The sequence below is a fragment of the Streptomyces sp. NRRL S-337 genome, from assembly GCF_000720175.1.
Classification (GTDB): Bacteria; Actinomycetota; Actinomycetes; order Streptomycetales; family Streptomycetaceae; genus Streptomyces; species Streptomyces siderophoricus.
Genome location: NZ_JOIX01000093.1, coordinates 1 through 26,659, shown reverse-complemented (window position 1 = coordinate 26,659; position 26,659 = coordinate 1). Strand labels below are relative to the sequence as shown.

Sequence of the window (26,659 nt, the reverse complement as noted above, 5' to 3'; positions counted from 1 at the left end):
TTTGGGACGTAAAGCGACAGCAGTCCCAAACACCGGCCCCGGAGGCCCGTCACCGCACCCACCACAAACCCAGCCCGCCGCAGGCGCAACGGCGAGACGACCCGCGGCGGGAGAGACGGGTACGTGCGGGGCGCCGCAAAGCGCAGCGCCCCGCGGCGCAGCAGACGGGTACGTGGGCGAAACCAAGCGTCAGCGCCTCCGCCGTGCCGCCGCCGCCATCGCGGACACCTGCCCCAGCAACGGCATCGGGTCGACGCCCACCATGTCCGGCACGAGCTCCGCCACCCGTTCCGGTGTCCAGCTCCCCTCGTCGGCGTGTACGGAGCGCAGCTCCACCGGTTGGGCCCAGACCGCGATCTTGGGGCCGGCCACCGTGTAGACCTGGCCGGTCACCTCGCGGGCGCGGTCGCTCAGGAGGTAGACGACGAAGGCCGCCACGTCCTCCGGTTCGCCGATCTCGGTGAGTTCCATGGGGACGTTCGCCGACATCCGGGTGCGGGCGACGGGGGCGACCGCGTTGGCCGTCACGCCGTATTTGTGCAGGCCCAGCGCCGCGCTGCGGACGAGCGAGATGATTCCGCCCTTCGCGGCGGAGTAGTTGGCCTGCGAGACCGAACCCTGGTGGTTGCCGCTGGTGAAGCCCACCAGCGTGCCGGAGCCCTGGCGGCGCATCACCGCGGCCGCGGCCCGGAAGACCGTGAAGGTGCCCTTGAGGTGGGTGGCGACCACCGGGTCCCACTCCTCCTCGGACATGTTGAAGAGCATCCGCTCCCGCAGGATGCCGGCCACGCAGACGACGCCGTCGATCCGCCCGTACTGCGCCAGCGCGGTGTCGACGATCCGCTGGCCGCCCGCCATCGTGGACACGTCGTCGGCGACCGCGGTCGCCGTGCCGCCGGCCGCCTCGATCTCCTTCACCACCGCCTCGGCGACCTCGCTGCTCGGTTCGGCGCCGTCGATGGCGACCCCGTAGTCGTTGACCACGACCTTGCCGCCCTCTTGTGCGCAGGCCAGCGCCACCGCCCGCCCGATGCCGCGCCCGGCCCCGGTGACGGCGACCACCTTGCCGGCCAAGAAGTTCCCCATGCCGCGCCCCTTCCCGCAGTTTCTGACGGACCGTTAGATTTTTGGGCAGGCGCGAGCCGAACACAAGACCCCGGAGGGCCCCATGCCGCTGCCGCAGGAGTTCCACGAGATCGCCCGACGCGTCACCAACTGGGGGCGCTGGGGCGCGGACGACGAGATCGGCACGCTCAACCTGATCACTGAGCAGGTGGTACGGGAGGCCGCCGGCTGCATCCGCAGCGGCCGCCGCGTCCCGCTCGCGCTGCCGCTGCGGCAGGACGGTGTGCAGACCGGGATGATCCCGGGCCGGGTCAATCCGCTGCACACGATGGTCGCGATCAATCAGGAGATCTTCGGGCCGGGTACGGTCGCCACCTCCGACGACGCGGTCACCATGGGCCTCCAGGCGGCCACCCACTGGGACGGCCTGACCCATGTCTCGCACTCGGGGCGGCTCTACAACGACCGCCCCGCCGCTTCCGTCACCGCCCACGGCGGCGCCACCGTCCTCGGCATCGAGAAGGCCACCCCGATCACCTCCCGGGGCGTACTGCTGGACGTGGCCCGGGCGCACGGCACCGACCGGCTGCCCGGCGGGCACGCGGTCACGCCGGAGGACCTGGACGCCGCCGAGGAACTGGCCGGGACGAGGGTCCGGGCCGGGGACATCGTTCTCGTACGGACCGGGCAGCTGCAGCACTACCTCGCCGGCGACAGGCAGGGGTACGCCTTCCCCTCGCCCGGGCTGTCGGTGCGCACCCCGGAGTGGTTCCGGGCCCGTGATGTCGCGGCGGTCGCCAACGACACCCTGACGTTCGAGATCTTCCCGCCGGAGATCGAGGGCCTGTGGATGCCGGTGCATGCGCTCCACCTGGTGGAGATGGGCATGCTGCAGGGCCAGAACTGGGATCTGGAGGAATTGTCGGCGGCCTGCGCGGAGGCGGGCCGCTATGCGTTCTTCCTGTCCGCGATGGCCGAACCGTTCGTCGGCGGCTCGGGCGCCCCGGTCGCGCCGGTGGCGATCCTCTGACCCCCTCCGCGCCCGCGACGGGCCGGCCGGGTGGCGGTGCGCTCGTGTGCGCGCCCCGAGCACGGCACCGCGGACCGCCACCCCCGCCCCCCACCGGGCCGCGATCCGCACTCGTCGAGGCCGGGGCCGAGTACGCAGACCCGGCCGCATCCCGCCCTCGGCGTCCCCTCACGGCGCATCGCTCGTCCCAGCGTGATCAGACGGGCACGTTACGTCAACACCTGGCCCGGACTTGATGTGCGCTGCACGCCGTAGATCTCACATCCGGCGCGATACGGCGCACTGGGGTTCGTAGGCCCCCAGATCGGACCCGGTCGCCATCAGCAGCGGCCGGCCGCGGTCCACCTCGCACCAGATCCGCTTGCCGGCGCCTTCCGGCTGCCAGCCCCAGCGGTCGGCGAGGCCGTCGACCAGTTCCAGGCCGCGCCCGTTGGTGTCGTCACCGTCGGCGTGCCGCTGGCGCGGCGGACGGGCGCTGGAGTCCGTGACCTCGACCCGGACGGTGCCCACGACGGCGCCGGACCCGGAGAAGCACATCCGCAACGAGGCCGCGGTGCCGGTGTGCACCACGGCGTTGGTCACGAGTTCGGAGATCAGCAGGATCAGCGTCTCCGCGAGCGGCTCGTCCGCCCCTATGCCGGACCCCAGGAGCCGCGACCTGGCCCATCGCCGGGCCCGCCCCACCTCCGCGGGGTCGGGCCGTACGTCCAACTGCACCTGAAGCACCTGCACCGCTCACACCATCCGAACCGGCGGAAACATCGCCTCGCGCCTCCATGGAGTCACAGTGCGTGACCCCAGCGAGGCACAGCATGGTTGACGTTCAGTCACCCCAACAAGCGCTTCGGGCATATTCCAGCGCAAGGGAGTATGCGTCCTGCATACTGTGCGACGCACTTTGCGGGGAGTCGAACAAGGGGGATTGGCCGGCCCTCGGCCAAGGCGGGCGGCGGGCAGTCCGTACGCCGGAGCCGTCATTCCGACGGCACCGGGTTCGTTGCGCCACAGAACCACTCGCACCCAACGGAGCGTACCCGAGCGGGGCGCCGACTCCCCCCTGTGACGAGTCACGCCTAGGACACAACCCGATATCGACCCTCCGCGACCACTTCTGTGTGGTGAGTCCGACATTTCGCACACGAGTTGCCAGAGTCTGACATCCGCCCTCACGGCTCATCGCCCCGCATTCCGGAACCGCCCGCCCTCAGCCGACCAGATCCGCCGCCAGCAGCTCTTCCGCCTCGCCGGCCGTTCCCCAGGAGCCGGCCCGCAACCAGGCCCGTTTGAGGTGCAGATGGACGTCGGCTTCCCAGGTGAAGCCGGTACCGCCGTGAATCTGCAGGCAGTCCCGGGCGTTGCGCACCGCGGCCTCGTCGGCGAGCAGTTTCGCGCCCGCCACGTCGACGGCCTCACCCGTCACCGATGCGGCATATACGGCACTTCTGGCGATTTCCGCCCGTACGAGCATCTGCGCGCACAGATGCTTGACCGCCTGGAAGGAGCCGATGGGCGCGCCGAACTGGGTGCGTACGCGGGCGTGACCGACCGCCATGTCGACGGTACGGAGCGCACTGCCCAGTTGCTGGGCGGCGGTCAGCAGGGCGGCCTCGCGGCGCAGCCGGGTCACGTCCGGACCGTTGAGCGGAGTCGTCCGCGGGTGGCCGGTGACGCGGGCGAGCGGGGTGAGGGGGTCGACGGAGGCGAAAGGGGCGCGCGACACCGCGGCGGCCACGCTCCGGTATGCGCCTGTTGTGCGCCCCTGCGTGCCCCCGGGCCCGTGCGCAAGGTCCGGGGCGCCACCCTCCAGCAAGATCAACTCATCGCAGGCGTCCGGGTGTTCCCACAGCACGGGCTCACCGTCCCCGTCGCACAGCCCGACGATCTTCTCGCCCTCCGCGACCCCGTCCACCACCCCGGCGAGCAGCTGGCAAGCCACCAGCGGCCCCGGCAGCAGCGCCCGCCCGGCCTCCTCGAAGACCAGCACCGCCGCCGGCAGGCCCAGCCCCACGCCGCCGGCCTCCTCCGGCAGGCGCAGCGCGAAGAACCCGGCCGCGCCCAGCTCCCGCCACAGCGCCCGGTCCGGGGCCGGATCCCCGGTCGCCGCCCGCAGCCGGTCCCGGTCGAACCGGGCCGCCAGCAGCTCCCGCATCGCCTGCTTCAACGCCCTTTGCTCGTCGGTGAGTTGGAAGCGCACCGGCCGGTCACCGCCCCTTCGGCAGGCCGAGGATCCGCTCGGCGATGATGTTCTGCTGCACCTGCGACGTGCCGGCCGCGATGGTGTACGAGAGGGACGAGAGCCGGTCGGCGGTCCACTCCTCGTCCGCATCCAGGGCGCCGGCCCCCAGCACCTCGGCCGCCGCGTCGTACAGCTCCTGCCGGGCGTGCGAGTAGCGGAGCTTGAAGACCGAGCCGCCGGCACGGGGCCCGCCGCCCCGTAGTTGCGCCTCGCTGACGTTCCACTGGGTCAGTCGCCACAGCGCGGCGAACTCCGCGTTCAGCCGGCCCAGCCTGCGGCGGAGCACGGTATCGTCCCAGCGGCCGTTCGCCCGGGCCCGGCGGGCGACCTCCGTCAGCACCCGCCGGCAGGCCACCACCTCGCCGACGAAGGCGGTGCCGCGCTCGAACGACAGCGTCACCATCGTCACCCGCCAGCCGTCGTTCTCCGCGCCGACCCGGCAGTCCACCGGCACCCGCACCTCGTCGAGGAACATCTCGGCGAACTCCGCCGACCCGGCGAGGGTGCGCAGCGGCCGGACGGTGATGCCGGGGGCGTCCATCGGCATGGCGAGCCAGGTGATCCCCCGGTGCCGGGGGGCGGCGGGGTCGGTGCGGACGAGCAGTTCGCACCAGTCGGCGACCTCGGCGTGCGAGGTCCAGATCTTGGTCCCGGTCACCACGTACGCGTCCCCGTCGCGCACCGCGCGGGTGCGCAGCGACGCGAGGTCCGAGCCGGCCTCCGGTTCGCTGAAGCCCTGGCACCAGATCTCGTCGCCGCGCAGTACCGGCGGCAGCCAGCGCCGTTTCTGGGCCTCGGTGCCCTCGGCCGCGATGGTCGGCCCGGCGTGCAGCAGTCCGACGAAGTTCGCGCCCACGTAGGGCGCCCCGGCGCGTTCGGTCTCCTCCAGGAAGATCAGCCGCAGGGTGGGGGCGGCCGCCCAGTGGACGTCGGCGTATCCCGCGTCGTGCAGCATCCGCTGCCAGGTGGTGTCGTAGGCGCGGCGCCCCGGCCAGTCGAGCGGGTCGGGGCGCGGGGGCAGGGTGGGGAGGACACCCGCGAGCCAGCCGCGCAGCCGGGCGCGGAAGTCCTCTTCCTCCTCGGTGTACGCGAGGTCCATCGTGTCCCCTCACCTCGGGCGCCCGTTCGGCTTTCTGACGGTACGTCAGTTCCGATACCAGGCTAGACCCGGACCCCTGGACCGACAAGGCGTCCACCCCTAACCTCGGCGCATTGTCTGACGGCACGTCAGTTATGCGCGGTGGGAGGGAACATGGCCGGTGACACCCTCTGGGACCTGGTCGTACGGCGGGCCGCCCGCAGTCCGGATGCCGTCGCTCTGATCCAGGGGGCGGAGTCGGCCCGGTACGAGCGGCGGATCAGCTTCGGCGGGCTGCGGCGGCGGGCCGAGCGGGTCGCGGCCGGACTGTACGCGCGCGGCGTACGGCCCGGTTGCACGGTCGTCTGGCAGCTGCCGACCCGCATCGAGACGGCCCTGGTCAGCCTGGCCCTGGCCCGGCTCGGCGCGGTGCAGAGCCCGGTCGTTCCGGGCTACGGCGACCACGAGGTGGGGCAGGTGCTGCGCCGCACCGGCGCCGCCTTCTTCCTCGTGCCCGGGCCGGTCCGGAACGACCGCGCGGAGGGCGCGGCCACCGTCATCGCCGCGTACGACCTGGCCGGCGGCGGGCTGCCGGACGGCGATCCGGCACTCCTGCCGCCGCCGCCCGCCGACGCCCACCAGGTCCGCTGGATCTACTGGACCTCCGGCACCACCGCCGGGCCCAAGGGCGTCCGGCACACCGACCACTCCCTGCGGACGGCCGGCCGCTGGCTGGCCGAGGCGCTGCGGCCGGCCCCGTCCGACGTCGGCTCGATGGCCTTCCCGTACGCCCATGTCGCGGGCCCCGACTACACCGTCATGCTCCTGCTGTGCGGCATCCCGGCCCTGCTGCTGGAGCGCTTCGCGCTGCCCGGGTCGCTCGCCGCCTACCGCCGGCACGGCGTCACCCTCGCCGGCGGCTCCACCGCCTTCTACACCCTCTTCCTCGCCGAACAGCGCCGACTGCCGCCCGGCCGGAGGCTGCTGCCGGCGCTGCGGCTGCTCGCCGGCGGCGGCGCGCCCAAACCGCCCGCGCTGTACCACGAGGTCGTCGCCGAACTGGGCTGCCAGCTCACCCACGGCTACGCGCTGACCGAGGCCCCGATGGTCACCATGGGCGACCCGTACGACAGCCCGGAGCACCTCGCCACCACCGACGGCAGGCCGCCCTCAGGTATGGAGGTCCGGATCACGCCCGGCAGCGGAGAGATACGGCTGCGCGGCCCGGCGGTGTGCCGGGGTTATCTCGGTGAGCCCGATCCGTTCGACGCGGAGGGGTTCCTGCCCACCGGTGACCTCGGGCACCTCACGCCCACCGGGCACCTCGTGGTCACCGGCCGTCTCAAGGACATCATCATCCGCAAGGGCGAGAACGTCTCCGCCCAGGAGATCGAGGAGCTGCTCTACCGGCACCCGGACGTGGCGGACGCCGCCGTCATCGGGCTGCCGGACGACCGGCGCGGCGAACGGGTCTGCGCGGTCGTCGAACAGCCGCCGGGCGCACGGGAGTTGACACTCGACGCGGTCCGCGCCCACCTCCTCGGCCAGGGGCTGGCCCGGTACAAGCTCCCCGAGCAGTTGGAGGTGGTGGCCGCGCTGCCGCGCGGGGCGACGCTGCGCAAGGTGCGCAAGCAGGAGCTGCGGGAGCGGTTCGGGGGGCCGGGGGCGGCCCGCCCGGCCCCGGGAGACCCATGAAAGAGGACATCCGCCGTCCGCGACCTCCCGTACGGTCGCCCCATGAGCCACTCCCGACCCCGTATCGACACCGCCGGTCGCCGGGCCCGCCTCGGACGGCGGCATCTGCTCGCCCCCGCGTGCCGCGCCGACCGTCCCGAGGAGGTCGCCGACGCGCTCGTCGCACTGCACGCCACCGACGCGGCGACCGTGCACCTGGCGGCCTGCGCCCGGCTGACCGTGCCGGACCCGGCCGAGGTCGAGCGGGCGCTCTACGACGACCACACCCTGGTCCGGCTGCTGGCCATGCGCCGCACCCTGTTCGCGGTCGGCGCCGGCCTCGTACCGGTCGTGTCCTCCTCCACCGGGCGGGCGATCGCCGCCAAGGAGCGCGCCGGCCTGGTCGGCTGGCTCGCCACCGGCGTCGGCTGGGACGAGCGGCGGCTGGCGGAGGTGGAGGAGAAGACGCTGGCCGCGCTGGCCGCCCGGGGCACCGCGGCCGCGGCCGAACTCACCGCGGACGTGCCCGCGCTGCGCGAGAGCGTCGTGGTCTCGCCCAGCAAACCGTACGAGGCCACCGTCGCGGTCTCCAGCCGGCTACTGCGGACGCTGGCCGCCGAGGGCCGGGTCCGGCGCGGCCGCCCGCGCGGCATCTGGACCAGCAGTGCGTTCCGCTGGACGCCGGGCACCGCGTTCGCCGACCTGCCCGCGCCGCCGGCCGCCGAGGCCCGTGCCGCGCTCGCCCGCCGCTGGCTGGCCGCCTACGGCCCGGCGACCGTCGAGGACCTCAAGTGGTGGACGGGCTGGACGCTCACCGACACCCGGCGGGCGGTGGCCGCCACCGACGCCGTCGAGGTGACGCTCGACGGCGGCATGACCGGGCTGGCCCTGCCCGACGACCTCGGGCCGGTGTCCGAACCGGAGCCCTGGGCGGCCCTGCTGCCCGCCCTCGACCCCACGGCCATGGGCTGGAAGGCCCGGGACTGGTACCTCGACCCGGACCACGTACCGCAGCTCTTCGACCGCAGCGGCAACATCGGCCCGACGGTGTGGTGGAACGGCCGGATCATCGGCGGCTGGGCCCAGCGCCCGGACGGCGAGATCGTCTGGCGGCTGCTGACCGGCGACGGCGGCGGCGAGGCGGCCGAGGCGGTGACCGCCGAGGCCGCCCGGCTCGCGGCCTGGGTCGGCCCGGTCCGGATCACGCCCCGCTTCAGGACCCCGCTGGAACGGGAGCTCTCCGGGCGGCGCTGAACCGTACCGGCCTCACCGGGGCCGGTACGAACTGGTCGCCTGCTCGTAGAGCCGGTCGACCTCGCGGCGCCCGGAGCCGTCCGGGCCGATGACCAGGACCAGGTGGTAGCGACCGTTGTGGATCATGGCGAGGTTGCGGACGTAGACCTCCCGGCCGCTGCCGTCGCGCCAGGTGAACGTGCCCTCGGCCATCGCCGTCCGGCCGACGTCGATCCGCCGCAGCCCGGCCGCGGTCGCCCAGCTGGAGCCGCGGTACGGGGCCAGCTCGGGCTCCTTGTTCTGGAGGTAGGCCATCGGGTCCGCGCCGTACCGGGCGGTGCTGTCGCGGCCGGGCACGACCAGCAGCTCGTAGTCGCCGCCGAGATAACGCACCTGGCCCTGGGCGTTGGCGGCGCGCCGCTGCCAGCCGTCGCGGACCGCGATCTGGAAGCCCCGGGGGTCGGTGCGCAGCGCGAAGCCGGGGGCGACGTCGGCGGGCGCGGTGGGCCGCGGCTCACCGGGGTCCGGCGAACCGCCGTCCTTGCCGGCGGAGGGAGTCGGAGCGGGGCTGCTTGCGGGCGGGGCACCCGAGGTGGCGGTCCGGTCCGCGCCGCGCCGCCCGTCCTTGGCGTCCTCGCCCGCCTTCGGCAGGAACGCCATGGCGTAGGCGACCGCGCCGACCAGGAGCAGCAGGATCGCGCCGAGCAGCAGCCGGCCGAGGTGGCGCGGCGCACCGCGGCGGGGCCGGTCCGGGCGCGGCCCGGAGGCCAGCAGCTCGGGCTCGTACGCGTCCCGGTGCGGGACGGCGGTCCCCCGCGGCGGCCGGGCGGGCCGGGCCGCGCGGGACGGCTTCGGCTGCCGGAACGGCTTGGGCTGCTTCGGCGGGCGGGGCAGCCGGGCCGGCGGCGAGGGCGGTCCCCCCTGCTCCTTCGAGCTCGGGAGAGGGACGGTCCGCTCCTCGGCCGGCGGCATCCGGCGCGGGTGCGGAGGGCGCGCTGCGGGCGGTGCCGGGGCGGCGGCCGCCTGCGCCGACGGCTCAGGGCGTCCGGCCGGCCGGCCCTTCTTGTGCCGCCCCTTGCGGACGAGTTCGCCGCGCCGCCGCACGATCGGCAGCCACCGCGGGGCGCCGCCCTGCTCCAGCGCCGGCATCGTCACCAGCCGGCGCTCGGCCTCCGGCTCCGGGGCCGTACGGATCAGCGCGCGAAGGGCGTGCCGCACCTCGTCGAGGTTGGGGCGTTCGGCGGGGTCCCGGTGCAGCAGGGCCTCGACGACCGGGCGCAGCGGCCCGCACCCCGCCGCGTCCACTGGCGGCCCGGACCGTACCAGCCGGGCGAGTTCGGCGGTGCTGTCCTCGGGGAACGGCGGATGGCCCTGCACGCTCCGGAACAGCAGCGCGCCGACCGCCCACAGATCCGCGGCCGGGCCCGGACGGGCGGCCGGCGCGTCCTCGCCCACCGGCGCGGCCTGCTCGGGCGCCCAGCGTTCGGTGACCGGGCCGACGACGGTCAGCCGCGCCTGCCGCGCCCGTTCGGCCGCGAGCCCGGTGAGGGGCCGGGCGTCGTCGGTGTCGTCCGCGGCAGGCGAATCGTCTCCGCACAGTGCTTCCTGGGCCGCGCCCGCCGCCAGCCCGGTGAGGATGGCCCGGCCGTCTTTGCAGACCAGGACCGTGCGGGCGGTGATGTTGCGGTGCAGCCGGCCTTCCGTGTGCAGCATCCGCAGCGCGGTGAGCAGATCGGCGCCGATCTCCGCGGCGCGGTGCGGGGTGAGCGGCCGCTCGGCGAGCAGTGCGGACAGCGGGCGGGCGGTGAGGAGTTCGCCGACGATCCACAGGCTGCCGTCCTGGGCGAAGACGTCGAAGACCTGCTCCAGCCGGGGATGGTCGGGCAGCTGCGCCACGGCCGTGGCGGCCTGCAGCGCGCGGCGTACGGCGGGATCGCGGGGGCTGCGGTCGGCCACCCCCGTGGCCCGGAAGCCGCCGAAGCGGCCGCCGCCGCTCCACTCGCCGGAACCGGCCGGGCCGGCGCCCACCGCCTCCGCTTCGAGGACCTCGGCCTCCACCACCTCGGGCAGCGGTACCTGACGGACCAGCACCTCCTGCCCGCTGAACGTGTCGAACGCCCGGGACTCGGTGAAGTCGTCGTCGCCGAGGGGGCGCACGGGCAGGCGGTAGCGCTCGGCGAGCACTCGCCCTGCGTACTCGTCCACGACGCCTCCCCGCAGCGCGTGCTGTGTTACCGCCCCGCCTCCGCCGCCCTCCGGCACGGGCGCCGTCGGTCACTTCCGGTCGTGTTCCCACCGAATGCGGATGCGTACGGTCTTCGATGTCTCACGATACGTGCCCGGGCCGGACGGTGCGCCCGCCCGGCCCGTCGATGCGTCCGTCCGCGGTCTCCCGCCGGCCGCGTCCGCTCAGTCCTTCACCGCGAACGTCTTGAACGCGGTGGCGATGACCTGCTGGCACTCCTTGCCCGACCAGCTGTCCGCCTTGCAGGTGATCATGATGGCGTAGCCGTGGTCGTCGTCGGCCCGGAAGCCGCGGTTGAGGATTCGTACCTTCTCGCCGTCCTGGGTGCGGGTGAACGACCAGTCGGCGACGGTCGGATAGCCCCGCCACTTCACCGTCTTGATGCTGATGAGGTGGTAGTCGTCGCTGGAGCCGCGCACGCTCGGCTCCAGGCTGCGCCAGGCGGCCGCGGCGTCCTTGCCGGGCTTGGCGTTGTAGTCGACCTGGACGCGCGGGAATCCGTCGCCCGAGGCGCTGTATATGGCGCCGGAGCCCTGCCCGGCGGTGCCGGTCTGCCGGAAGCCCTTGGGCATGGCCATACGGAAGTGGAACGTGCCGTTGGTCTTCTGGGCGTAGCCGTCCGGCAGCTTCGCGCCGCCCTTCCCGCCGCCGCCGTCACCGCCGTTGCCGTCCGCGCCGCCCTTGTCGCCGGCCTGGTCGGCGCTCGGCGCCGGGCCCGGCTGACCGGGGCCGCCGCTGTTCGCGTCGTCGCCCTTCGCGTCGTCCCCGTTCGCGTCGGCCGCGTCGGTCGAGGGCTTGGTGCGCGCCGCGGAGGACCCCTTGCCGTCCTTGCCCGAGGAACCGCTGCCCTTCGCGCCGGTGTCGTCGCCGCCGAGGGACAGCGCCAGGACCGTACCCAGCACCGCGAGGACGACGACCACGGCCACGGTGATCAGGGTGCGGCGCGGGACGACATCGGTCAGCGACGCACGCGGGGCGGACGGGCGGTCCCCGTCGCCGGGTCTGGAGTCCGCACGGGCCGCGGCCGCGGCGGCGGCGTTGCGCACGGACTTCAGGGCGGCGCGCACCCGCTCCTTGGCGGCCTCGCCGTCGAAGCCGGGGCGGCCACCGGACGGCCGGTCCGTTGCTGTGCCGCCCGCGACCGGCCGCTTTGCCGCGACCGCGGCGGGCTTCCGCTCCGGCCGGGCCGGCGCCTTCGCGGACGCACCGGCGGACGCGGTGGACCCGGCCGCCCCGGGCGCCGCGGCCGACGCGGCGGCCGGCTTCTCCTTCGGCTTGCGCTGCGGCCGCGCCGGGGCACCGCTCTTGGCGGCCTTCGGCTTCGCGGCCGGCTTGGTCTTCGGCGCGTCCTTCGGCCCGGCCGGGGTGCGCTCGCCGGGCACCGTCGGCAGCGCCATCGCCCGGGTCGCGTCCATCGGCGGCTCGGTCTTCTCCGGCGCGTGGATGACGTCCAGCAGCATCGACCGCGCACCGGCGTCGTCCAGCCGGGCCTGCGGGTCCTTCACCAGCAGCCCGAAGATGACCTCTTCCAGCGCACCGGCGCTCTTCGGCGGCTCGACCGGCTCGGTCATCACGGCCGTGAGCGTGGCGATCGCCGAGCCCTTGTCGTACGGCGGAACGCCCTCGACACAGGCGTACAGCAGGCCGCCCAGCGACCACAGGTCGGCCGGCGGGCCGGGCTTCTGGCCGCGGGCGCGCTCGGGGGAGATGTAGGAGGGCGCGCCGACGAGCATGCCGGTCGAGGTCACCGAGGGGTCGCCCTCGACCTGGGCGATGCCGAAGTCGGTCAGCACGACCCGGCCGTCGTCGGACATCAGGACGTTGGACGGCTTCACATCGCGGTGCAGGATGCCGGCGTCGTGCGCGGCGCGCAGCACGTCGAGCACGGCGAGGCCGACCTCGGCGGCGCGGCGCGGGGTGAGCGGGCCGTCGTCCCGTACGACCTCGGCGAGCGAGCGGCCCTCGACCAGCTCCATCACGATCCACGGGCGGTCGTCCTCGTCGACCACGTCGTAGACCGTCACCGCGCCGTTGTTCCGGATCCGGGCGATCGCCTTGGCCTCGCGCAGCGTGCGGGTGATCAGCCGGCGCTTCTCGTCCTCCTCGACCCCGCCCGGGAAGCGCAGTTCCTTGACTGCGACCGTACGGCCCAGGACCTCGTCGCGTGCCCGCCAGACGGTGCCCATGCCACCCCGGCCGAGAACATCGGCGAGCCGGTACCGGCCGGCGAGCAGCCTGCCCTCCTTGCCGTCCATCTCGACCTCGTCGCCCACTGAATCCCCTCGGCAATCCAGCCGAGTTGGCAGCCTTGACATCGCATCGATCGCCAAACTGACCCAACTCGGACAACCCACCCTGGCAGAGCCTTCATTCTCCCTCATCCGCGGCCGTGCGGAAGGCCCGGGTCGGTGCCGGGCGGCACCGCCTACCCGTCATGATGGCCCCGACGAACGGGAGTCCCGATGACGATGCGTCCGCCCGGGCCGGCCGTGGCGGCGGCGCTGGCCGCAGTGGCCGCGCTGGCCCTGCCCGCCTGCACGGGCCGGCCGGCCACCACCCGTGTACCGCCGGTGGGAAGCGTCGCCCGGCCGCCGGCCACCACGGTGCCCGCACTGCACCGGCTGGTCGCGGACGGCGCCCCGGGCGCGGCCTCGCTCATCACCCGCGACGGCCGGTTCCCCGCCTCGCGCTTCTCCTCGGCCGGCCACGCCGATCTGCGCAGCGGGCGCAGGATGACCGCGGCGGACCACTTCCGGGCCGGCAGCCTCACCAAACCCCTGGTGGCGACGGTCGTCCTGCAGCTCGTCGCCGAGCGGCGGCTGCGCCTGAGCGATCCGGCGGCCGCCCACCTCCCGCCGGGCGTACCGGTCACGGCCGGCCACGACGGCAGCGACCTACGGAACGTGACGGTCCACCAGCTGCTCGACCACACCAGCGGCCTGTTCAACTACACCCAGGACCCGCGGCTCGCCCGCCGGCTCTACGGCACCGGCTTCGCCGCCCACCGCTACGACAGCCACACCCCGGCCGAACTCCTGCGGATCGCCCTCCGCCATCCGCCGGTGGCCGCACCCGGCACCCGTTACGCCTACTCCAACACCAACTACCTGGTGCTCGGCTTGATCATCCGGGCGGTCACCGGCCACCCGTACGCCGCCGAGATCCGCCGCCGCATCCTCCTCCCGGCCGGGCTCGCCCACACCTCGTTCCCCGGCACCGACCCGGTGCTGCCGGCGCCGCACGGCCGCGCGTACTCCCGGATCGGCGACCGGCGGGTGGACGCCACCTCGCTGGACCCCAGCCGGGCCGGCGCGGCCGGCGAGATGGTCACCACCCTGGGCGACCTCAACCGGTTCTTCTCCGCCCTGCTCGGCGGGAAGTTCCTGCCGCCGCGCCAGATGGCCGCCATACGCAGCGAGAAGCACACCGGCGGCACCTACGGCCTCGGCCTCTACGCGACCCGGCTGCCCTGCGGGGTGACGGTCTGGGGCCACAACGGCGACATCAACGGGTCCTTCGCGCAGTCCGCGGGCACCGTCGGCGGGCGACACGTCGTCAGCTACCGCGTGAACACGGACGACCTGCCGAACCCGGCCGACACCACCGCGGTGCTGAGCGCCGAGTTCTGCGCCCGGAAATAAGCCGTGAATGCCAGCCGGGCCCGGGGCGCCTACAGCGGCACGATGTCCGGTGCCCCCAGCCGCGCCGCATCCGCCGTCAGATCGTCCGGCTGGCGCTGCGATTCGCGTTCCGCCTCGACCCGCTTGCGGTAGTGGGTGATCTCCTTCTCGACCTGGTCGTCGTCCCAGCCGAGCGCCGGCGCCATCAACTCGGCCACCTCGCGGGCGCAGCGGGTCCCGCGGTCGAAGGTCTCGATCGAGATCCGGGTCCGGCGGGTCAGCACGTCGTCGAGGTGACGCGCCCCCTCGTGCGTACAGGCGTAGACGGCCTCGGCGCGCAGATAGTCGTCGGCGCCGGTCAGTGGTTCGCCCAGTGAAGGATCGCCCACCACGAGCTCCAGCAGTTCCTCGGTGAGCGCGCCGTACCGGTTCAGCAGGTGCTCGATCCGCGCCACGTGCAGCCCGGTGCGGGCCGCGATCCGGGCCCGGGCGTTCCACAGCGCCTTGTACCCCTCGGCACCAGCCAGCGGCACCTCCTCGGTGACGCACTCCGCGACCCTCTGGTCCAGCCCGTGCACCGCCGCGTCGACGGCGTCCTTGGCCATCACCCGGTACGTCGTGTACTTGCCGCCGGCGACCACCACCAGGCCCGGCACCGGATGCGCGACCGTGTGCTCCCGCGACAGCTTGCTGGTGGCGTCCGACTCCCCCGCCAGCAGCGGCCGCAGCCCGGCATAGACACCCTCGACGTCGTCCCTGGTCAGCGGGGTGGCGAGGACCGCGTTCACATGCTCCAGCAGATAGTCGATGTCCGCGCTGGACGCCGCCGGATGCGCCTTGTCCAGGTCCCAGTCGGTGTCCGTGGTCCCCACGATCCAGTGCCGCCCCCAGGGGATGACGAACAGCACGCTCTTCTCGGTCCGCAGGATCAGCCCGGTCGTCGAGTGGATGCGGTCCTTGGGAACGACCAGGTGGATCCCCTTCGAGGCCCGCACGTGGAACTGCCCGCGCTCCCCGATCAGCGCCTGGGTGTCGTCCGTCCACACCCCCGTGGCGTTGACGATCTGCCGCGCCCGGACCTCGTACTCCCGGCCGCCCTCGACGTCCTGCACCCGCGCGCCGACCACCCGCTCGCCCTCGCGCAGGAAACCCACCACCCGCGCCCGGTTGGCGGCGTGCGCGCCGTACGCCGCCGCGGTCCGCACCAGGGTCGCGACGTACCGCGCGTCGTCCATCTGCGCGTCGTAGTACTGCAACGCGCCCACCAGCGCGTCCTTCTTCAGGCACGGCGCGACCCGCAGCGCCTTCTTGAGCGACAGGTGCCGGTGGACCGGCAGCCCGCGGCCGTGCCCCGACGACACCGACATCCCGTCGTACAACGCCACACCGGAGCCCGCGTACCAGCGCTCCCAGAACTTGTGCTGCAGCGGATACAGGAACGGCACCGGCTTGACCAGATGCGGCGCCAGCCGCTCCAGCAACAGCCCACGCTCCTTCAGCGCCTCCCGCACCAGCGCGAAGTCCAGCATCTCCAGATACCGCAGACCGCCGTGGATCAGCTTGCTCGACCGGCTGGACGTGCCGGAGGCCCAGTCCCGGGACTCGACCAGTCCGGTGTCCAGTCCGCGGGTCGCCGCGTCGAGCGCGGTCCCCGCGCCGACGACCCCGCCACCGACCACGAGAACGTCCAGCTCCCGCTCCGCCATTCGGGCGAGCGCCTCGGCCCGCTGTGCCGGTCCCAGTATCGCTGTCCTCACCGCTGCCTCCCGCTGTGGTCGGGGCCACCGTGACCGGGGCCCTGCCCCGTCCGTCGATTCTGACCGCGCTCCTTGCCGCTATCCCCCCTCACCCACACGGCAACACCCCGGCCACCTTGATCCCTCAATCCCCATTCTGGGCCAAATATCCGCTTAGTCTACTTATGCACTCTTCGCATACGTCATGCACTTCCCGCCCCCGCACACCACCCGCCACCCCCCGCCAGGGAAGGACGGTCGCAGCATGCCCGCAGATCTCGCCGTCATCGGACTCGGTCACCTCGGCCTCCCCCTCGCCCAGGCCGCCACCACCGCCGGCATCGGCACCCTCGGCTACGACCCCGACCCGCCCGCCGCCACCGACGGGCCGCTGACCGCCACCGAACTCCGCCGGCTGCTCGCCGCCGGCTTCCGCACCACCGCCGACCCCACCGCCCTCGGCCGGGTCCGTACCGCCGTCATCTGCGCCCCCACCCCGCTCGGCGAGGACCGCACCCTGGACCTCTCCGCCGTCGCCGGCGCCGCCCGCACCCTGGCCGCACAACTACGGCCGCACACCACGGTGATCCTGGAGTCCAGCGCGTACCCGGGCACCACCGAGGAATTCCTGCGCCCGCTGCTCGAAGCGGGCTCCGGCCTCACCGCCGGCCGCGACTTCCACCTCGCCTACTCACCCGGCCGCCACGACCCCGGCAACCGCACCCACCACTACGCCAACACGCCCAAGGTCATCGGCGGCCTCACCCCCGCCTGCACGGAGGCCGCCGCCACCTTCTACGGCCGGCTCACCGACAAGGTCGTCCGCGCCCGCGGCCCCCGCGAGGCGGAAACCGCCAAGCTCCTCGAAACGAACTACCGCCACGTCAACATCGCCCTGATGAACGAGATGGCGGTCTTCTGCCACGACATCGGCGTCGACCTGTGGGACGTCATCCGCTGCGCGGAAACCAAACCCTTCGGCTTCCAGTCCTTCCGCCCCGGCCCCGGCGTAGGCGGCCACGCCCCCGCCGTGGACCCCAACTCCCTTACCGAACGGGGCCGTTCCCCCTCCCTCCCGCTCCCCCTCCGCATGGTCGAACTCGCCCAAGAGGTCAACGGCCGGATGCCGCACTACGTCATCCAGCGCTGCGCCACCCTCCTCAACGAACACGGCAAGTCCGCCCGCGGCGCCCGCATCCTGCTCCTCGGCGTCACCTACAAACCGGACGTCGCCGACCAGACCGGCGCCCCTGCCTGGGAGATCGCCGCCCGCCTCCGCGAACTCGGCGCCCACGTCACGTACCACGACCCGCACGTCCCCCACTGGACCGTCCACGGCCGCCCCGTCCCCCGCGCCGACTCCCTCTACGACGCCGCCTCCGCCGCCGACCTGACCCTCCTCCTCCAGCACCACCGCACCTACGACCTCCAGGGCCTGTCGGTGAAGGCCCAGCTGCTGCTGGACACGCGAGGCGCCACGCCCACGGGGGCGGCGCACCGGCTGTGAAGGGGGCGCGCGCGGCGGCCCGGACCCCGGAGCTGGTGGCACCGGGCGCGCAGCGCGGGTACCTTACGGAAACAGGTGGAGCCCACCGCAGCGGGTACTGCGGCAGGCTCCTGATGGATCACGGGTGTCCGCCCCTACCTTTCATAGGGGCAGCCGCTCACCGTCACCGCAATGAGGTGGAGCCCACCGCAGAGGCCACTGCGGCAGGCTCCTGATGGATCACGGAGTGTCCGCCCCTACCTTCCTTGGGGGCGGCCGCTCACCTTCACCGCAACAGGTGGAGCCCACCGCAGTGGGCGCTGCGGCAGGCTCCTGGAAGTGAACGGAGTGTCCGCCCCTAGCCTTTCTGGGGGCGGCCGCTCACCATCCAAAGATCCGCAAGATCCACCTCCTCCGGCACTTCACCATCCGAAGACGGATCCGGTCCCAGCGAGTGGGCTTGCGGTGACGTCCCATGGGCGTCGCCCCCTTCCACAACACCGCCCAGTAGCCCGGTGGGACGGTCCGTCGGAAATCGGGCCGGGCCCCGACGGCCGGGGCCCGGAACCAAGTCCTTGGAAGGGGGCGCTCCCGAAAGGCCGGGGCGCCACGTGCACGCTATCGGGCCCGGCCCCGCTGACCGGCCCGCATATGCCGCGAAGACAACCGTGCGCCCCCGCACCGCACAAAGCGCCCCCGGGCAAAGGCAGTTGGGCATGCGAAGGGCCGGTCACCCCACCAGGATGACCGGCCCTTTCGTGCGTGCCCTGACGTGCCTTACGGACTACCGCCGCGGCGCGACCGTGACCTCCACGCGCTGGAATTCCTTCAGCTCCGAGTAGCCGGTGGTCGCCATCGCCCGGCGCAGCGCGCCGAAGAAGTTCATCGAACCGTCCGGCGTGTGCGAGGGGCCGAGGAGGATCTCCTCGGTCGTGCCGACCGCACCCAGGTCCATCCGCTTGCCGCGCGGCACGTCCTCGTGGACCGCCTCCATGCCCCAGTGGTGGCCGCGGCCCGGCGCGTCGGTCGCGCGGGCGAGCGGGGAGCCGATCATCACCGCGTCCGCGCCGCAGGCGATCGCCTTGGGCAGGTCGCCGGACCAGCCCACACCGCCGTCGGCGATGACGTGGACGTAACGGCCGCCGGACTCGTCCATGTAGTCACGGCGCGCTGCCGCGACATCGGCGACCGCGGTCGCCATCGGGACCTGGATGCCCAGGACGTTACGGGTGGTGTGCGCGGCACCGCCGCCGAAGCCGACCAGCACGCCCGCCGCGCCGGTGCGCATCAGGTGCAGGGCCGCGGTGTACGTGGCGCAGCCGCCGACGATCACCGGGACGTCCAGCTCGTAGATGAACTGCTTGAGGTTCAGCGGTTCGGCCGCGCTCGACACGTGCTCCGCCGACACCGTCGTGCCGCGGATGACGAAGATGTCCACGCCGGCGTCCACGACGGCCTTGGAGAACTGCGCGGTGCGCTGCGGCGACAGCGCCGCGGCGGTGACCACGCCCGCGTCGCGCACCTCCTTGATCCGCTGGCCGATCAGCTCTTCCTTGATCGGGGCCGCGTAGATCTCCTGGAGCCGGCGGGTCGCGTCGGCCTCGTCGAGCTCGGCGATCTCGGCGAGCAGCGGCTCCGGGTCCTCGTAGCGGGTCCACAGGCCTTCGAGGTTGAGGACGCCCAGGCCGCCCAGCTCACCGATGCGGATGGCGGTCTGCGGGGAGACCACCGAGTCCATGGGGGCCGCCAGGAACGGCAGCTCGAAGCGGTAGGCGTCGATCTGCCAGGCGATCGAGACCTCCTTCGGGTCGCGGGTGCGGCGACTGGGTACGACGGCGATGTCGTCGAATGCGTATGCCCGGCGGCCGCGCTTGCCGCGCCCGATCTCGATCTCAGTCACGTGTGTGGCCTTTCCTTCTACGTCTGCGTCTCCAGTATCCCCGACGCACCGGAGCCCGCGGCCGGGGTGCGGCCGCGGGCTCACGGTAGGGGCCTACGAGGCCCGGGGCTACCTGGGGGGCGTCAGCGCCGGGAGTAGTTCGGCGCCTCGGTGATCATCTGGACGTCGTGCGGGTGGCTCTCCTTCAGGCCCGCGGCGGTGATCCGGACGAACCGGCCCTTCTCCTTGAGCTCGGGGATGTCGGCGGAGCCGACGTAGCCCATGGAGGCGCGCAGACCGCCGACGAGCTGGTGGGCGACCGAGGCGAGCGGGCCGCGGTAGGGGACCTGGCCCTCGATGCCCTCGGGCACCAGCTTGTCCTCGGAGAGGACGTTGTCCTGGAAGTAGCGGTCCTTGGAGAAGGAGCGGCCCTGGCCGCGGGACTGCATCGCGCCCAGCGAGCCCATGCCGCGGTACGACTTGAACTGCTTGCCGTTGATGAAGACCATCTCGCCCGGCGACTCCTCGCAGCCGGCCAGCAGCGAGCCCAGCATGACGGTGTCCGCACCGGCCGCGATGGCCTTGGCGATGTCGCCGGAGAACTGCAGGCCGCCGTCGCCGATCAGCGGGACGCCCGCGGCGTTCGCCGCCTGCGCCGCCTCGTAGATCGCGGTGACCTGCGGCACGCCGACACCGGCCACGACCCGGGTCGTGCAGATGGAGCCGGGGCCGACGCCGACCTTGATGCCGTCCGCGCCGGCGTCGATCAGGGCCTGGGCGCCGTCGCGGGTGGCGACGTTGCCGCCGACCACGTCGACGCTGATGTTGGACTTGATCTTGGCGATCATGTCGAGGATGCCGCGGGAGTGGCCGTGCGCGCTGTCCACGACGAGGAAGTCGGCACCGGCCTCGACCAGCGCCTGCGCCCGCTCGTAGGCGGCGTCGCCGACGCCCACCGCGGCACCGACGACCAGCCGGCCCTCGGCGTCCTTGGCGGCGTTCGGGTACTTCTCGGCCTTGACGAAGTCCTTGACCGTGATCAGGCCCTTGAGCACGCCCTCGTCGTCGACCAGCGGCAGCTTCTCGATCTTGTGGCGGCGCAGCAGCTCGATGGCGTCGTCACCGGAGATCCCGACCTTGCCGGTGACCAGCGGCATCGGGGTCATGACCTCGCGGACCTGCCGGCGGCGGTCCAGCTCGAAGGCCATGTCGCGGTTGGTCACGATGCCCAGCAGCTTGCCCGCGGCGTCGGTGACCGGCACACCGCTGATGCGGAACTTGGCGCACAGCGCGTCGGCCTCGGCGAGGTCGGCGTCCGGACGGACCGTGATCGGGTCGGTGACCATCCCGGACTCGGAGCGCTTGACCAGGTCGACCTGGTTGGCCTGGTCCTCGATGGACAGATTGCGGTGCAGCACGCCCGCGCCGCCCTGCCGCGCCATGGCGATGGCCATCCGCGCCTCGGTGACCTTGTCCATCGCCGCGGAGAGCAGCGGGATGTTCACCGTGACGTTGCGCGAGACGCGGGACGCGGTGCTCACCGCGTTGGGCAGCACCTCCGACGCGCCGGGCAACAGCAGCACGTCGTCGTATGTCAGCCCGAGCATGGCGAATTTGGCGGGCATACCGTCGACGTTGTCACTCATGACACCTTCCCCAATGCTCTTGCCTCAGCGCGGACTCCCATGCTAACGGCCTATGGGGGTGGCCCATTCCACGAGCGATGAGGGCCTCGTCACTTGTACTTTCCTACGGCGACTACACGTCACCCGAGGGCTACTGCTCGGCGAGCGCCCGCAGCCGGCTCAGCGCGCGGTGCTGGGCGACCCGTACGGCACCGGGCGACATCCCCAGCATCTGCCCGGTCTCCTCGGCCGTCAGCCCGACCGCCACCCGCAGCAGCACCAGCTCGCGCTGGTTCTCCGGAAGGTTGGCCAGCAGCTTCTTGGCCCACTCGGCGTCGCTGCTCAGCAGCGCCCGCTCCTCGGGGCCGAGGGAGTCGTCAGGCTGCTCGGGCATCTCGTCGGACGGCACGGCCGTGCTGCCCGGGTGGCGCATCGCGGCCCGCTGCAGATCGGCGACCTTGTGGCCGGCGATGGCGAAGACGAACGCCTCGAAGGGCTTGCCGGTGTCGCGGTAGCGCGGCAGCGCGCAGAGCACCGCGACACACACCTCCTGCGCCAGGTCCTCGACGAAGTGCCGGGCATCGCCGGGCAGCCGGGACAGCCGGGTGCGGCAGTAGCGCAGGGCGAGGGGGTGGACATGGGCCAGCAGGTCATGAGTGGCCCGCTGGTCCCCCTCGACGGCGCGTGCGACGAGATCGCCGATCTCCTGCTTCCCGTCGTCGCGCATCGGTCCATGGTGCCTTGGCGCCGCACGGTCCGCGGCACCAGGTCCATAGTTGTGCACTGAAGCGTTATGAGCGGCAGGTGCGCCGGCCGTCATCTCCCGCGCCCTCCCCTCGTGCCCGAGCGGCCCGTCCCCGAGGAACTCCATACCTCAAGGATGCGGCACCGCGCGGCGAATCGGACCGCCGTCGGCGACCGGGGCATGCGGGGCACCATGCCGCCCCGCCCGCCACAGGGCGGGCGGGGATCTTCATTCCCCCGCATCGCTGCACGTCACAACGCCTTAGCGGACCAGTCCCCAGCGGAAGCCGAGCGCCACCGCATGGGCCCGGTCGGAGGCGCCCAGTTTCTTGAACAGCCGCCGGGCGTGCGTCTTGACCGTGTCTTCCGACAGGAAGAGCTCACGGCCGATCTCGGCGTTCGAACGGCCGTGGCTCATGCCCTCCAGCACCTGGATCTCGCGCGCGGTGAGCGTCGGCGCGGCACCCATCTCGGCGGACCGCAGCCGGCGCGGGGCGAGCCGCCACGTCGGGTCGGCGAGCGCCTGGGTCACCGTCGCCCGCAGCTCGGCGCGCGAGGCGTCCTTGTGCAGATAGCCACGGGCCCCGGCGGCGACCGCGAGCGCGACGCCGTCGAGGTCCTCGGCCACCGTGAGCATGATGATCCGGGCGCCCGGGTCCGCGGACAGCAGCCGGCGCACGGTCTCGACACCGCCGAGCCCGGGCATCCGTACGTCCATCAGAATCAGGTCCGAGCGATCGGCACCCCAGCGGCGGAGGACTTCCTCGCCGTTGGCCGCGGTCGTCACACGCTCGACGCCGGGCACGGTCGCAACCGCCCGACGGAGCGCCTCTCGGGCAAGCGGGGAGTCGTCGCAGACGAGGACGGATGTCATGACCGCCCTCCGCAGCTGATGCGCGTCACCTTGAGCCTCCAGGCTGGTACGTATCGTCACCTGTGCGATTGACGGCCGCCTCGGACACCTGCCCGAGGGCTACCTCTGCCAATCGCCTCCGCACTCTCAACGACGGTCACCCGAAAGAGTTACGGCTTCGGCGACCGAGTTCAGCACGCTCCGTGAGGAGCCGGATACGCAGACGACTCATCGGGCGACCGGCATCCGCGCGTGCACCCTATGCCCTATTTGGCTCCCTTTCTTCCATTTTCGCGTTGACTATGACTAGATTCGCAATGAGTCATATTTACATCTACTTCGACAGTAGATGTACGGTCGTGAGCACCGAGCCCGAATCCGCATCGCTTCGAGGGGACAAGCAATGGCAGATTTCTCCCGCCTCCCGGGCCCGAACGCAGATCTTTGGGACTGGCAGTTGCTGGCCGCCTGCCGCGGCGTGGACAGCTCACTCTTCTTCCACCCCGAGGGCGAGCGCGGAGCGGCTCGCAGCGCGCGTGAGACATCGGCGAAAGAGGTGTGTATGCGCTGCCCCGTGCGGGCCGAGTGCGCGGCGCATGCGCTGGCCGTCCGTGAGCCCTACGGGGTGTGGGGCGGCCTGACCGAGGACGAACGCGAGGAACTGATGGGCCGGGCCCGCCACCGCCTGGTCCCCGCGAACTCCATGACGGGCCGGCCGGGGGCACCCGGCCACTGAGGGAGAAGGACGCGCGGAGCTCGGGAAGAAACGTTCCTGCAGAGGTTCGTTCAGGAGATCGCTCAGGGGATCCCGAGGGGATCGCCCAGGGGATGACTCGGGGGATCGTTCGTGCGGGCGGGGGCGGACCGTGCCTGCGGTGGGGCGGCGGGGGCGGGAGGGATGCGGGGCGGGATCCGGGTCGGTTCGGGTTCGGGATCAGGGTTGGGGTTCACACGGGGGCGCGGAGGGCGGGCCTGCGGCTTTGGCGTGCGGTTTCTGGCGCGCGGTTTCTGCGTGCGGTTTCTGGTGTGCGGGGAGCTTCGGCTTGCCCGCGGGTTCGGCGTGCGCTCGCGGCGGTATCCCGCGGGGCGGCGTGCCCACGGGTGGTCGGCGTGCGCGTCCTCCTGCTTGCGTCCGCCCGCTTTTGTTTCTGCGGCGCTCAGTGGGCCGCGGCGTTCACCAACTTGTCGAGCATGGCCTCGACGGCCGGGACCTGGGCAAGGTCCGGCAGGGTGAGCGCGACGATCTCCCGGTGCACGGCGGGTTCCATCCGGATCGCGGTGGCTCCCTTGGGACGTACCGACGCGAGGGTCAGCTCGGGCAGTGCGGCGACCCCCAGCCCCGCCCCGACCAGGCCGATCACGGCCGGGTAGTCGTCCGTCGCGAAGTCGATGCGGGGCGTGAAGCCCGCGCTCTCGCAGACCTCCACCAGATGCCGGCGGCAGCGCGGGCAGCCCGCGATCCACGGTTCGTCGGCCAGGTCGGTGAAGCGCGCACGGCCGGCCCTCGCCAGCCGGTGGCCGTCCGGGACCAGGCCGATCAGCCGGTCCGCCAGGATCGGCCGCACCACCAGGTCGTCCCACTCCGCACCGGCCGCCGGGTCCGCCCCGCGCACCTCCGGGTAGCGGAACGCCAGGGCGATCTCGCAGTCGCCGTTGCGCAGCATCTCGATCGAGCGCGGTGGCTCGGCCTCCACCAGCGAGACCCGGGTGCCGGGGTGGGCGGCGCGCATCTTCGCCAGGGCGGTCGGCACCAGCGTCGAGCTGCCCGAGGGGAAGGACACCAGCCGCACCCGCCCGGCCCGGAGGCCGGCGATGGCCGCGACCTCCTCCTCGGCGGCGGTCAGCCCGGCCAGGATGCCGACCGCATGCCGTACGAGTGCCTCGCCGGCCTGCGTCAGCCGCATTTCGCGGCCCGCCCGGACCAGCAGCGGGGTCCCGGCGGACTGCTCCAGCGCCTTCATCTGCTGGCTGATGGCCGGCTGCGTGCAGCCCAGCTCCCGCGCCGCGCCGGAGAACGAGCCGGTCCTGGCGACGGCGCGCAGCACGCGGAGGTGACGGGCCTCGATCATGTTCCGAGCATAAGCGCATCTTGGGTTGATCAGAAAAAACCGGCTGGTTGCTTTGAGGCACCGGGCGCATGCGCGGAGGCACAGGCGCGGGGCCGGGGGCCGGATCACCGCACGGTGCACGGAGGAGGGCGTCGGAGGCTCGGGGGCGCGCGGAGTGTGCGGGGCGTGCCGGGGCGAATTGCGGTCACCCTGGTGTGAGGGCCGCATCCTGCCGCCGCGACCGGGCATCGGAGCTCCGTATGAAGCTGCTGACCGTGAACTTGGGACACCGCACGCCGTACGCGCACGCCGCCGTCGAGGCCGGCACGGGCATCTTCAAACGGCCCGTGGACGGCCCGGTGACGGTCCGCTCCCCCGGGCCCAGGGGCGTCGGGGGCAGTGGGCTGACCGGTGACGCGGTGGTCGACCGTCGCCACCACGGCGGCGACGACAAGGCCGTGTACGCGTACGCCCGCGAGGACCTGGACGTCTGGCAGCGCGAGCTGGGCCGCGCGCTGCCCAACGGGCTCTTCGGCGAGAACCTCACCACCTGGGGGGTCGAGGTCACCCACGCCCGCATCGGCGAACGCTGGCGGATCGGCCCCCACGTCCTGCTGGAGGTGTCGGCGCCGCGGGTCCCCTGCCGTACGTTCCAGGGGCGGATGGGGGAGCCCCGCTGGATGAAGCGGTTCATCGGGGCGGCGGTGCCGGGCGCGTACCTCCGGGTGATCGAGCCGGGCCAGATCCGCGCCGGGGACCCCGTCCGCCGGGAGCACCGCCCGGACCACGAGGTGACCGTCCGGATGGCGTTCCGGGCCCTGACCGGCCGGCGGGAGCTGCTCCCGCAATTGCTGGACGCGGGCGAGGTGCTCCCGGAGGAGACCCGGCGGCAGGTGGCGAAGTACCTGGAGCGCGCGTGAGACCTGCGGGCCGGTGAGACCGGCGGGGCGGTGGGCGGGGCGTGGGCGGGCCGGTGGGCCCGCGGGCCGGTGGGCCCGCGGGCCGGCCGATGCGCCAGGACCTGCCGCGGGGTGCGGGGGTTAGGGCTCCGGTGGTGGGGGTTGGGGCTCCAGTGGTGGGAGCTGGGCCTCCGGTGGTGGGGTTGGGGCTCCGGTGGCGCGCTGCGGGCGGATAGCGTGCCGGTATGACGACTGCATTGATCACGGGAGCGACGGCGGGCATCGGCGCGGCGTTCGCCCGGCGGCTGGCGAGCGACGGCCACAGCGTGGTGCTGGTGGCCCGCGACGAGAAGCGACTGCGCGAGCAGGCCACCGAGTTGCACGACCGGCACGGCATCGAGGCGGAGGTGCTCAGCGCCGACCTGGCGACGGACGACGGCATCGCGGCGGTCGAGGCGCGGCTCTCGGACGCCAAACACCCGGTCGATCTGCTGGTGAACAACGCCGGGTTCGGCAACAAGGGCGAGTACCTCGAAGTCCCGATGGCCGACGAACTGACGATGCTGAAGGTGCACTGCGAGGCGGTGCTGCGGCTCACCACCGCCGGCGTGCGCGGGATGCGGGACCGGCGGCGCGGTGCGGTGGTCAACGTGGCCTCGGTGGCGGCGTTCGTGCCGCGCGGCACCTACGGCGCGAGCAAGGCGTGGGTGGTGCAGTTCACGCAGGGCGCGGCGCGCGACCTGGCGGGCAGCGGGGTGCGCCTGATGGCGTTGTGCCCCGGCTTCGTACGGACCGAGTTCCACCAGCGGGCCGGGATGGGCACGGACAACATCCCCGGCTGGATGTGGCTGGACGCCGACAAGCTGGTCGACGCGGCGATGAAGGACCTCATGCGGGGCAAGTCCCTCTCGATCCCCGACCCGCGCTACAAGGCCCTCATGGGCGCGGTGAAGCTGGCGCCGCGCGGGGTGCTGGGGGGCCTTACGTCGCGGACGGGGCGCAAGTACGGGCCGCGCTGACTTTTGGTTTCCGCCCACGTACCCGTCTGCGGCGCCGCGGTTGTTGCTCGCCGTTGCGCTTTGCGGCGCCGCGCACGTAGCTGTCTGCGGCGCCGCGGGGCGTCTCGCCGTTGCGCCTGCGGCGGGCTGGGTTTGTGGTGGGTGCGGTGACGGACCTCCGGGGCCTTGTTCGTGGACTGCTGTCGCTTT

The 26,659-nt window shown here is 73.1% G+C and carries 20 protein-coding genes; 8 read left to right on the top strand and 12 right to left on the bottom strand.

The window, feature by feature from the left end; translation table 11 throughout:
- Positions 1-189 precede the first annotated feature (189 nt).
- Positions 190-1,086, bottom strand: coding sequence for an SDR family oxidoreductase (locus IG62_RS0136310; protein WP_030813799.1), 897 nt, complete (start codon positions 1,084-1,086; stop codon positions 190-192).
- A gap of 82 nt (positions 1,087-1,168) precedes the next feature.
- Between IG62_RS0136310 and IG62_RS0136305 the strand changes: the two genes are divergently transcribed.
- A complete protein-coding gene (locus tag IG62_RS0136305) occupies positions 1,169-2,095 on the top strand; it encodes a cyclase family protein (protein ID WP_030813796.1) in 927 nt (308 codons plus the stop codon).
- 258 nt (positions 2,096-2,353) lie between these two features.
- Here the strand turns inward: IG62_RS0136305 and IG62_RS0136300 are convergent, their stop codons facing one another.
- From IG62_RS0136300 to IG62_RS0136290, 3 genes are all read right to left on the bottom strand, one after another.
- Positions 2,354-2,827, bottom strand: a complete 474-nt coding sequence (locus tag IG62_RS0136300) for an ATP-binding protein (RefSeq protein ID WP_030813793.1) — start codon at positions 2,825-2,827, stop codon at positions 2,354-2,356.
- A 472-nt stretch (positions 2,828-3,299) separates the two neighbouring features.
- Positions 3,300-4,289 carry an acyl-CoA dehydrogenase family protein gene (locus IG62_RS0136295; RefSeq protein ID WP_030813790.1) on the bottom strand — a complete coding sequence of 330 codons (990 nt, stop codon included), beginning with the start codon at positions 4,287-4,289 and terminating at the stop codon, positions 3,300-3,302.
- Between the two features lie 7 nt (positions 4,290-4,296).
- Positions 4,297-5,430, bottom strand: a complete 1,134-nt coding sequence (locus IG62_RS0136290) for an acyl-CoA dehydrogenase family protein (RefSeq protein WP_030813787.1) — start codon at positions 5,428-5,430, stop codon at positions 4,297-4,299.
- A 153-nt stretch (positions 5,431-5,583) separates the two neighbouring features.
- Here IG62_RS0136290 and IG62_RS0136285 point away from each other — a divergent pair, with 153 nt between their 5' ends.
- A complete protein-coding gene (locus IG62_RS0136285; RefSeq protein ID WP_030813784.1) occupies positions 5,584-7,104 on the top strand; it encodes a class I adenylate-forming enzyme family protein in 1,521 nt (506 codons plus the stop codon).
- Positions 7,105-7,146: 42 nt separating this feature from the next.
- The gene (locus IG62_RS0136280) at positions 7,147-8,337 is read left to right on the top strand and encodes a winged helix DNA-binding domain-containing protein (protein ID WP_030813781.1); all 1,191 of its coding nucleotides are present in this window, start codon (positions 7,147-7,149) and stop codon (positions 8,335-8,337) included.
- Positions 8,338-8,349: 12 nt separating this feature from the next.
- Here IG62_RS0136280 and IG62_RS0136275 read toward each other — a convergent pair whose 3' ends face one another.
- Positions 8,350-10,521: a protein kinase gene (locus IG62_RS0136275; protein WP_030813778.1), complete on the bottom strand. Its 2,172-nt coding sequence runs from the start codon at positions 10,519-10,521 to the stop codon at positions 8,350-8,352.
- Positions 10,522-10,725: 204 nt separating this feature from the next.
- Entirely contained in the window at positions 10,726-12,834 is a 2,109-nt protein-coding gene (locus IG62_RS0136270) for a serine/threonine-protein kinase (protein ID WP_234326888.1), read from the bottom strand.
- Between the two features lie 189 nt (positions 12,835-13,023).
- Between IG62_RS0136270 and IG62_RS0136265 the strand changes: the two genes are divergently transcribed.
- Positions 13,024-14,202, top strand: coding sequence for a serine hydrolase domain-containing protein (locus IG62_RS0136265; protein ID WP_037840204.1), 1,179 nt, complete (start codon positions 13,024-13,026; stop codon positions 14,200-14,202).
- Positions 14,203-14,231: 29 nt separating this feature from the next.
- On the opposite strand, the gene IG62_RS0136260 is transcribed toward IG62_RS0136265, so the two are convergent.
- Positions 14,232-15,938, bottom strand: coding sequence for a glycerol-3-phosphate dehydrogenase/oxidase (locus IG62_RS0136260; RefSeq protein ID WP_030813770.1), 1,707 nt, complete (start codon positions 15,936-15,938; stop codon positions 14,232-14,234).
- A 244-nt stretch (positions 15,939-16,182) separates the two neighbouring features.
- On the opposite strand from IG62_RS0136260, the gene IG62_RS0136255 reads away from it, so the two are divergent.
- Positions 16,183-17,424 carry a nucleotide sugar dehydrogenase gene (locus IG62_RS0136255; RefSeq protein WP_030813767.1) on the top strand — a complete coding sequence of 414 codons (1,242 nt, stop codon included), beginning with the start codon at positions 16,183-16,185 and terminating at the stop codon, positions 17,422-17,424.
- Positions 17,425-18,187: 763 nt separating this feature from the next.
- Here IG62_RS0136255 and IG62_RS0136250 read toward each other — a convergent pair.
- The 4 genes from IG62_RS0136250 to IG62_RS0136235 all read right to left on the bottom strand — a co-directional run bounded on the left by IG62_RS0136250 (position 18,188) and on the right by IG62_RS0136235 (position 22,525).
- Positions 18,188-19,303: a GuaB3 family IMP dehydrogenase-related protein gene (locus tag IG62_RS0136250; protein WP_030813764.1), complete on the bottom strand. Its 1,116-nt coding sequence runs from the start codon at positions 19,301-19,303 to the stop codon at positions 18,188-18,190.
- A gap of 122 nt (positions 19,304-19,425) precedes the next feature.
- Positions 19,426-20,928, bottom strand: coding sequence for an IMP dehydrogenase (guaB, locus tag IG62_RS0136245; RefSeq protein ID WP_030813761.1), 1,503 nt, complete (start codon positions 20,926-20,928; stop codon positions 19,426-19,428).
- A gap of 130 nt (positions 20,929-21,058) precedes the next feature.
- Positions 21,059-21,634, bottom strand: coding sequence for a sigma-70 family RNA polymerase sigma factor (locus IG62_RS0136240; protein WP_018090849.1), 576 nt, complete (start codon positions 21,632-21,634; stop codon positions 21,059-21,061).
- A 279-nt stretch (positions 21,635-21,913) separates the two neighbouring features.
- The gene (locus IG62_RS0136235) at positions 21,914-22,525 is read right to left on the bottom strand and encodes a response regulator transcription factor (protein WP_003948568.1); all 612 of its coding nucleotides are present in this window, start codon (positions 22,523-22,525) and stop codon (positions 21,914-21,916) included.
- 382 nt (positions 22,526-22,907) lie between these two features.
- Between IG62_RS0136235 and IG62_RS0136230 the strand changes: the two genes are divergently transcribed.
- On the top strand, positions 22,908-23,240 hold the full coding sequence (locus IG62_RS0136230) for a WhiB family transcriptional regulator (RefSeq protein WP_030416371.1): 333 nt from the start codon (positions 22,908-22,910) through the stop codon (positions 23,238-23,240).
- A 421-nt stretch (positions 23,241-23,661) separates the two neighbouring features.
- On the opposite strand, the gene IG62_RS0136225 is transcribed toward IG62_RS0136230, so the two are convergent.
- Complete coding sequence (locus tag IG62_RS0136225; protein WP_030813757.1) at positions 23,662-24,573, bottom strand: LysR family transcriptional regulator; 912 nt, start codon at positions 24,571-24,573, stop codon at positions 23,662-23,664.
- Between the two features lie 239 nt (positions 24,574-24,812).
- Here IG62_RS0136225 and IG62_RS0136220 point away from each other — a divergent pair, with 239 nt between their 5' ends.
- The gene (locus tag IG62_RS0136220) at positions 24,813-25,472 is read left to right on the top strand and encodes an MOSC domain-containing protein (protein WP_030813754.1); all 660 of its coding nucleotides are present in this window, start codon (positions 24,813-24,815) and stop codon (positions 25,470-25,472) included.
- 224 nt (positions 25,473-25,696) lie between these two features.
- Entirely contained in the window at positions 25,697-26,470 is a 774-nt protein-coding gene (locus tag IG62_RS0136215; RefSeq protein WP_030813751.1) for an SDR family NAD(P)-dependent oxidoreductase, read from the top strand.
- The last annotated feature ends 189 nt before the right edge of the window (positions 26,471-26,659 follow it).

Bases quoted from the DNA above. Each gene is read 5' to 3' on its own strand.
- IG62_RS0136230 (WP_030416371.1), top strand. From the start codon at position 22,908: ATGGCAGATTTCTCCCGCCTCCCGGGCCCGAACGCAGATCTTTGGGAC.
- IG62_RS0136240 (WP_018090849.1), bottom strand. From the start codon at position 21,634: ATGCGCGACGACGGGAAGCAGGAGATCGGCGATCTCGTCGCACGCGCC.
- IG62_RS0136285 (WP_030813784.1), top strand. From the start codon at position 5,584: ATGGCCGGTGACACCCTCTGGGACCTGGTCGTACGGCGGGCCGCCCGC.
- IG62_RS0136310 (WP_030813799.1), bottom strand. From the start codon at position 1,086: ATGGGGAACTTCTTGGCCGGCAAGGTGGTCGCCGTCACCGGGGCCGGG.
- IG62_RS0136255 (WP_030813767.1), top strand. From the start codon at position 16,183: ATGCCCGCAGATCTCGCCGTCATCGGACTCGGTCACCTCGGCCTCCCC.
- IG62_RS0136235 (WP_003948568.1), bottom strand. From the start codon at position 22,525: ATGACATCCGTCCTCGTCTGCGACGACTCCCCGCTTGCCCGAGAGGCG.
- IG62_RS0136305 (WP_030813796.1), top strand. From the start codon at position 1,169: ATGCCGCTGCCGCAGGAGTTCCACGAGATCGCCCGACGCGTCACCAAC.
- IG62_RS0136280 (WP_030813781.1), top strand. From the start codon at position 7,147: ATGAGCCACTCCCGACCCCGTATCGACACCGCCGGTCGCCGGGCCCGC.
- guaB (WP_030813761.1), bottom strand. From the start codon at position 20,928: ATGAGTGACAACGTCGACGGTATGCCCGCCAAATTCGCCATGCTCGGG.
- IG62_RS0136290 (WP_030813787.1), bottom strand. From the start codon at position 5,430: ATGGACCTCGCGTACACCGAGGAGGAAGAGGACTTCCGCGCCCGGCTG.
- IG62_RS0136265 (WP_037840204.1), top strand. From the start codon at position 13,024: ATGACGATGCGTCCGCCCGGGCCGGCCGTGGCGGCGGCGCTGGCCGCA.
- IG62_RS0136225 (WP_030813757.1), bottom strand. From the start codon at position 24,573: ATGATCGAGGCCCGTCACCTCCGCGTGCTGCGCGCCGTCGCCAGGACC.
- IG62_RS0136220 (WP_030813754.1), top strand. From the start codon at position 24,813: ATGAAGCTGCTGACCGTGAACTTGGGACACCGCACGCCGTACGCGCAC.
- IG62_RS0136215 (WP_030813751.1), top strand. From the start codon at position 25,697: ATGACGACTGCATTGATCACGGGAGCGACGGCGGGCATCGGCGCGGCG.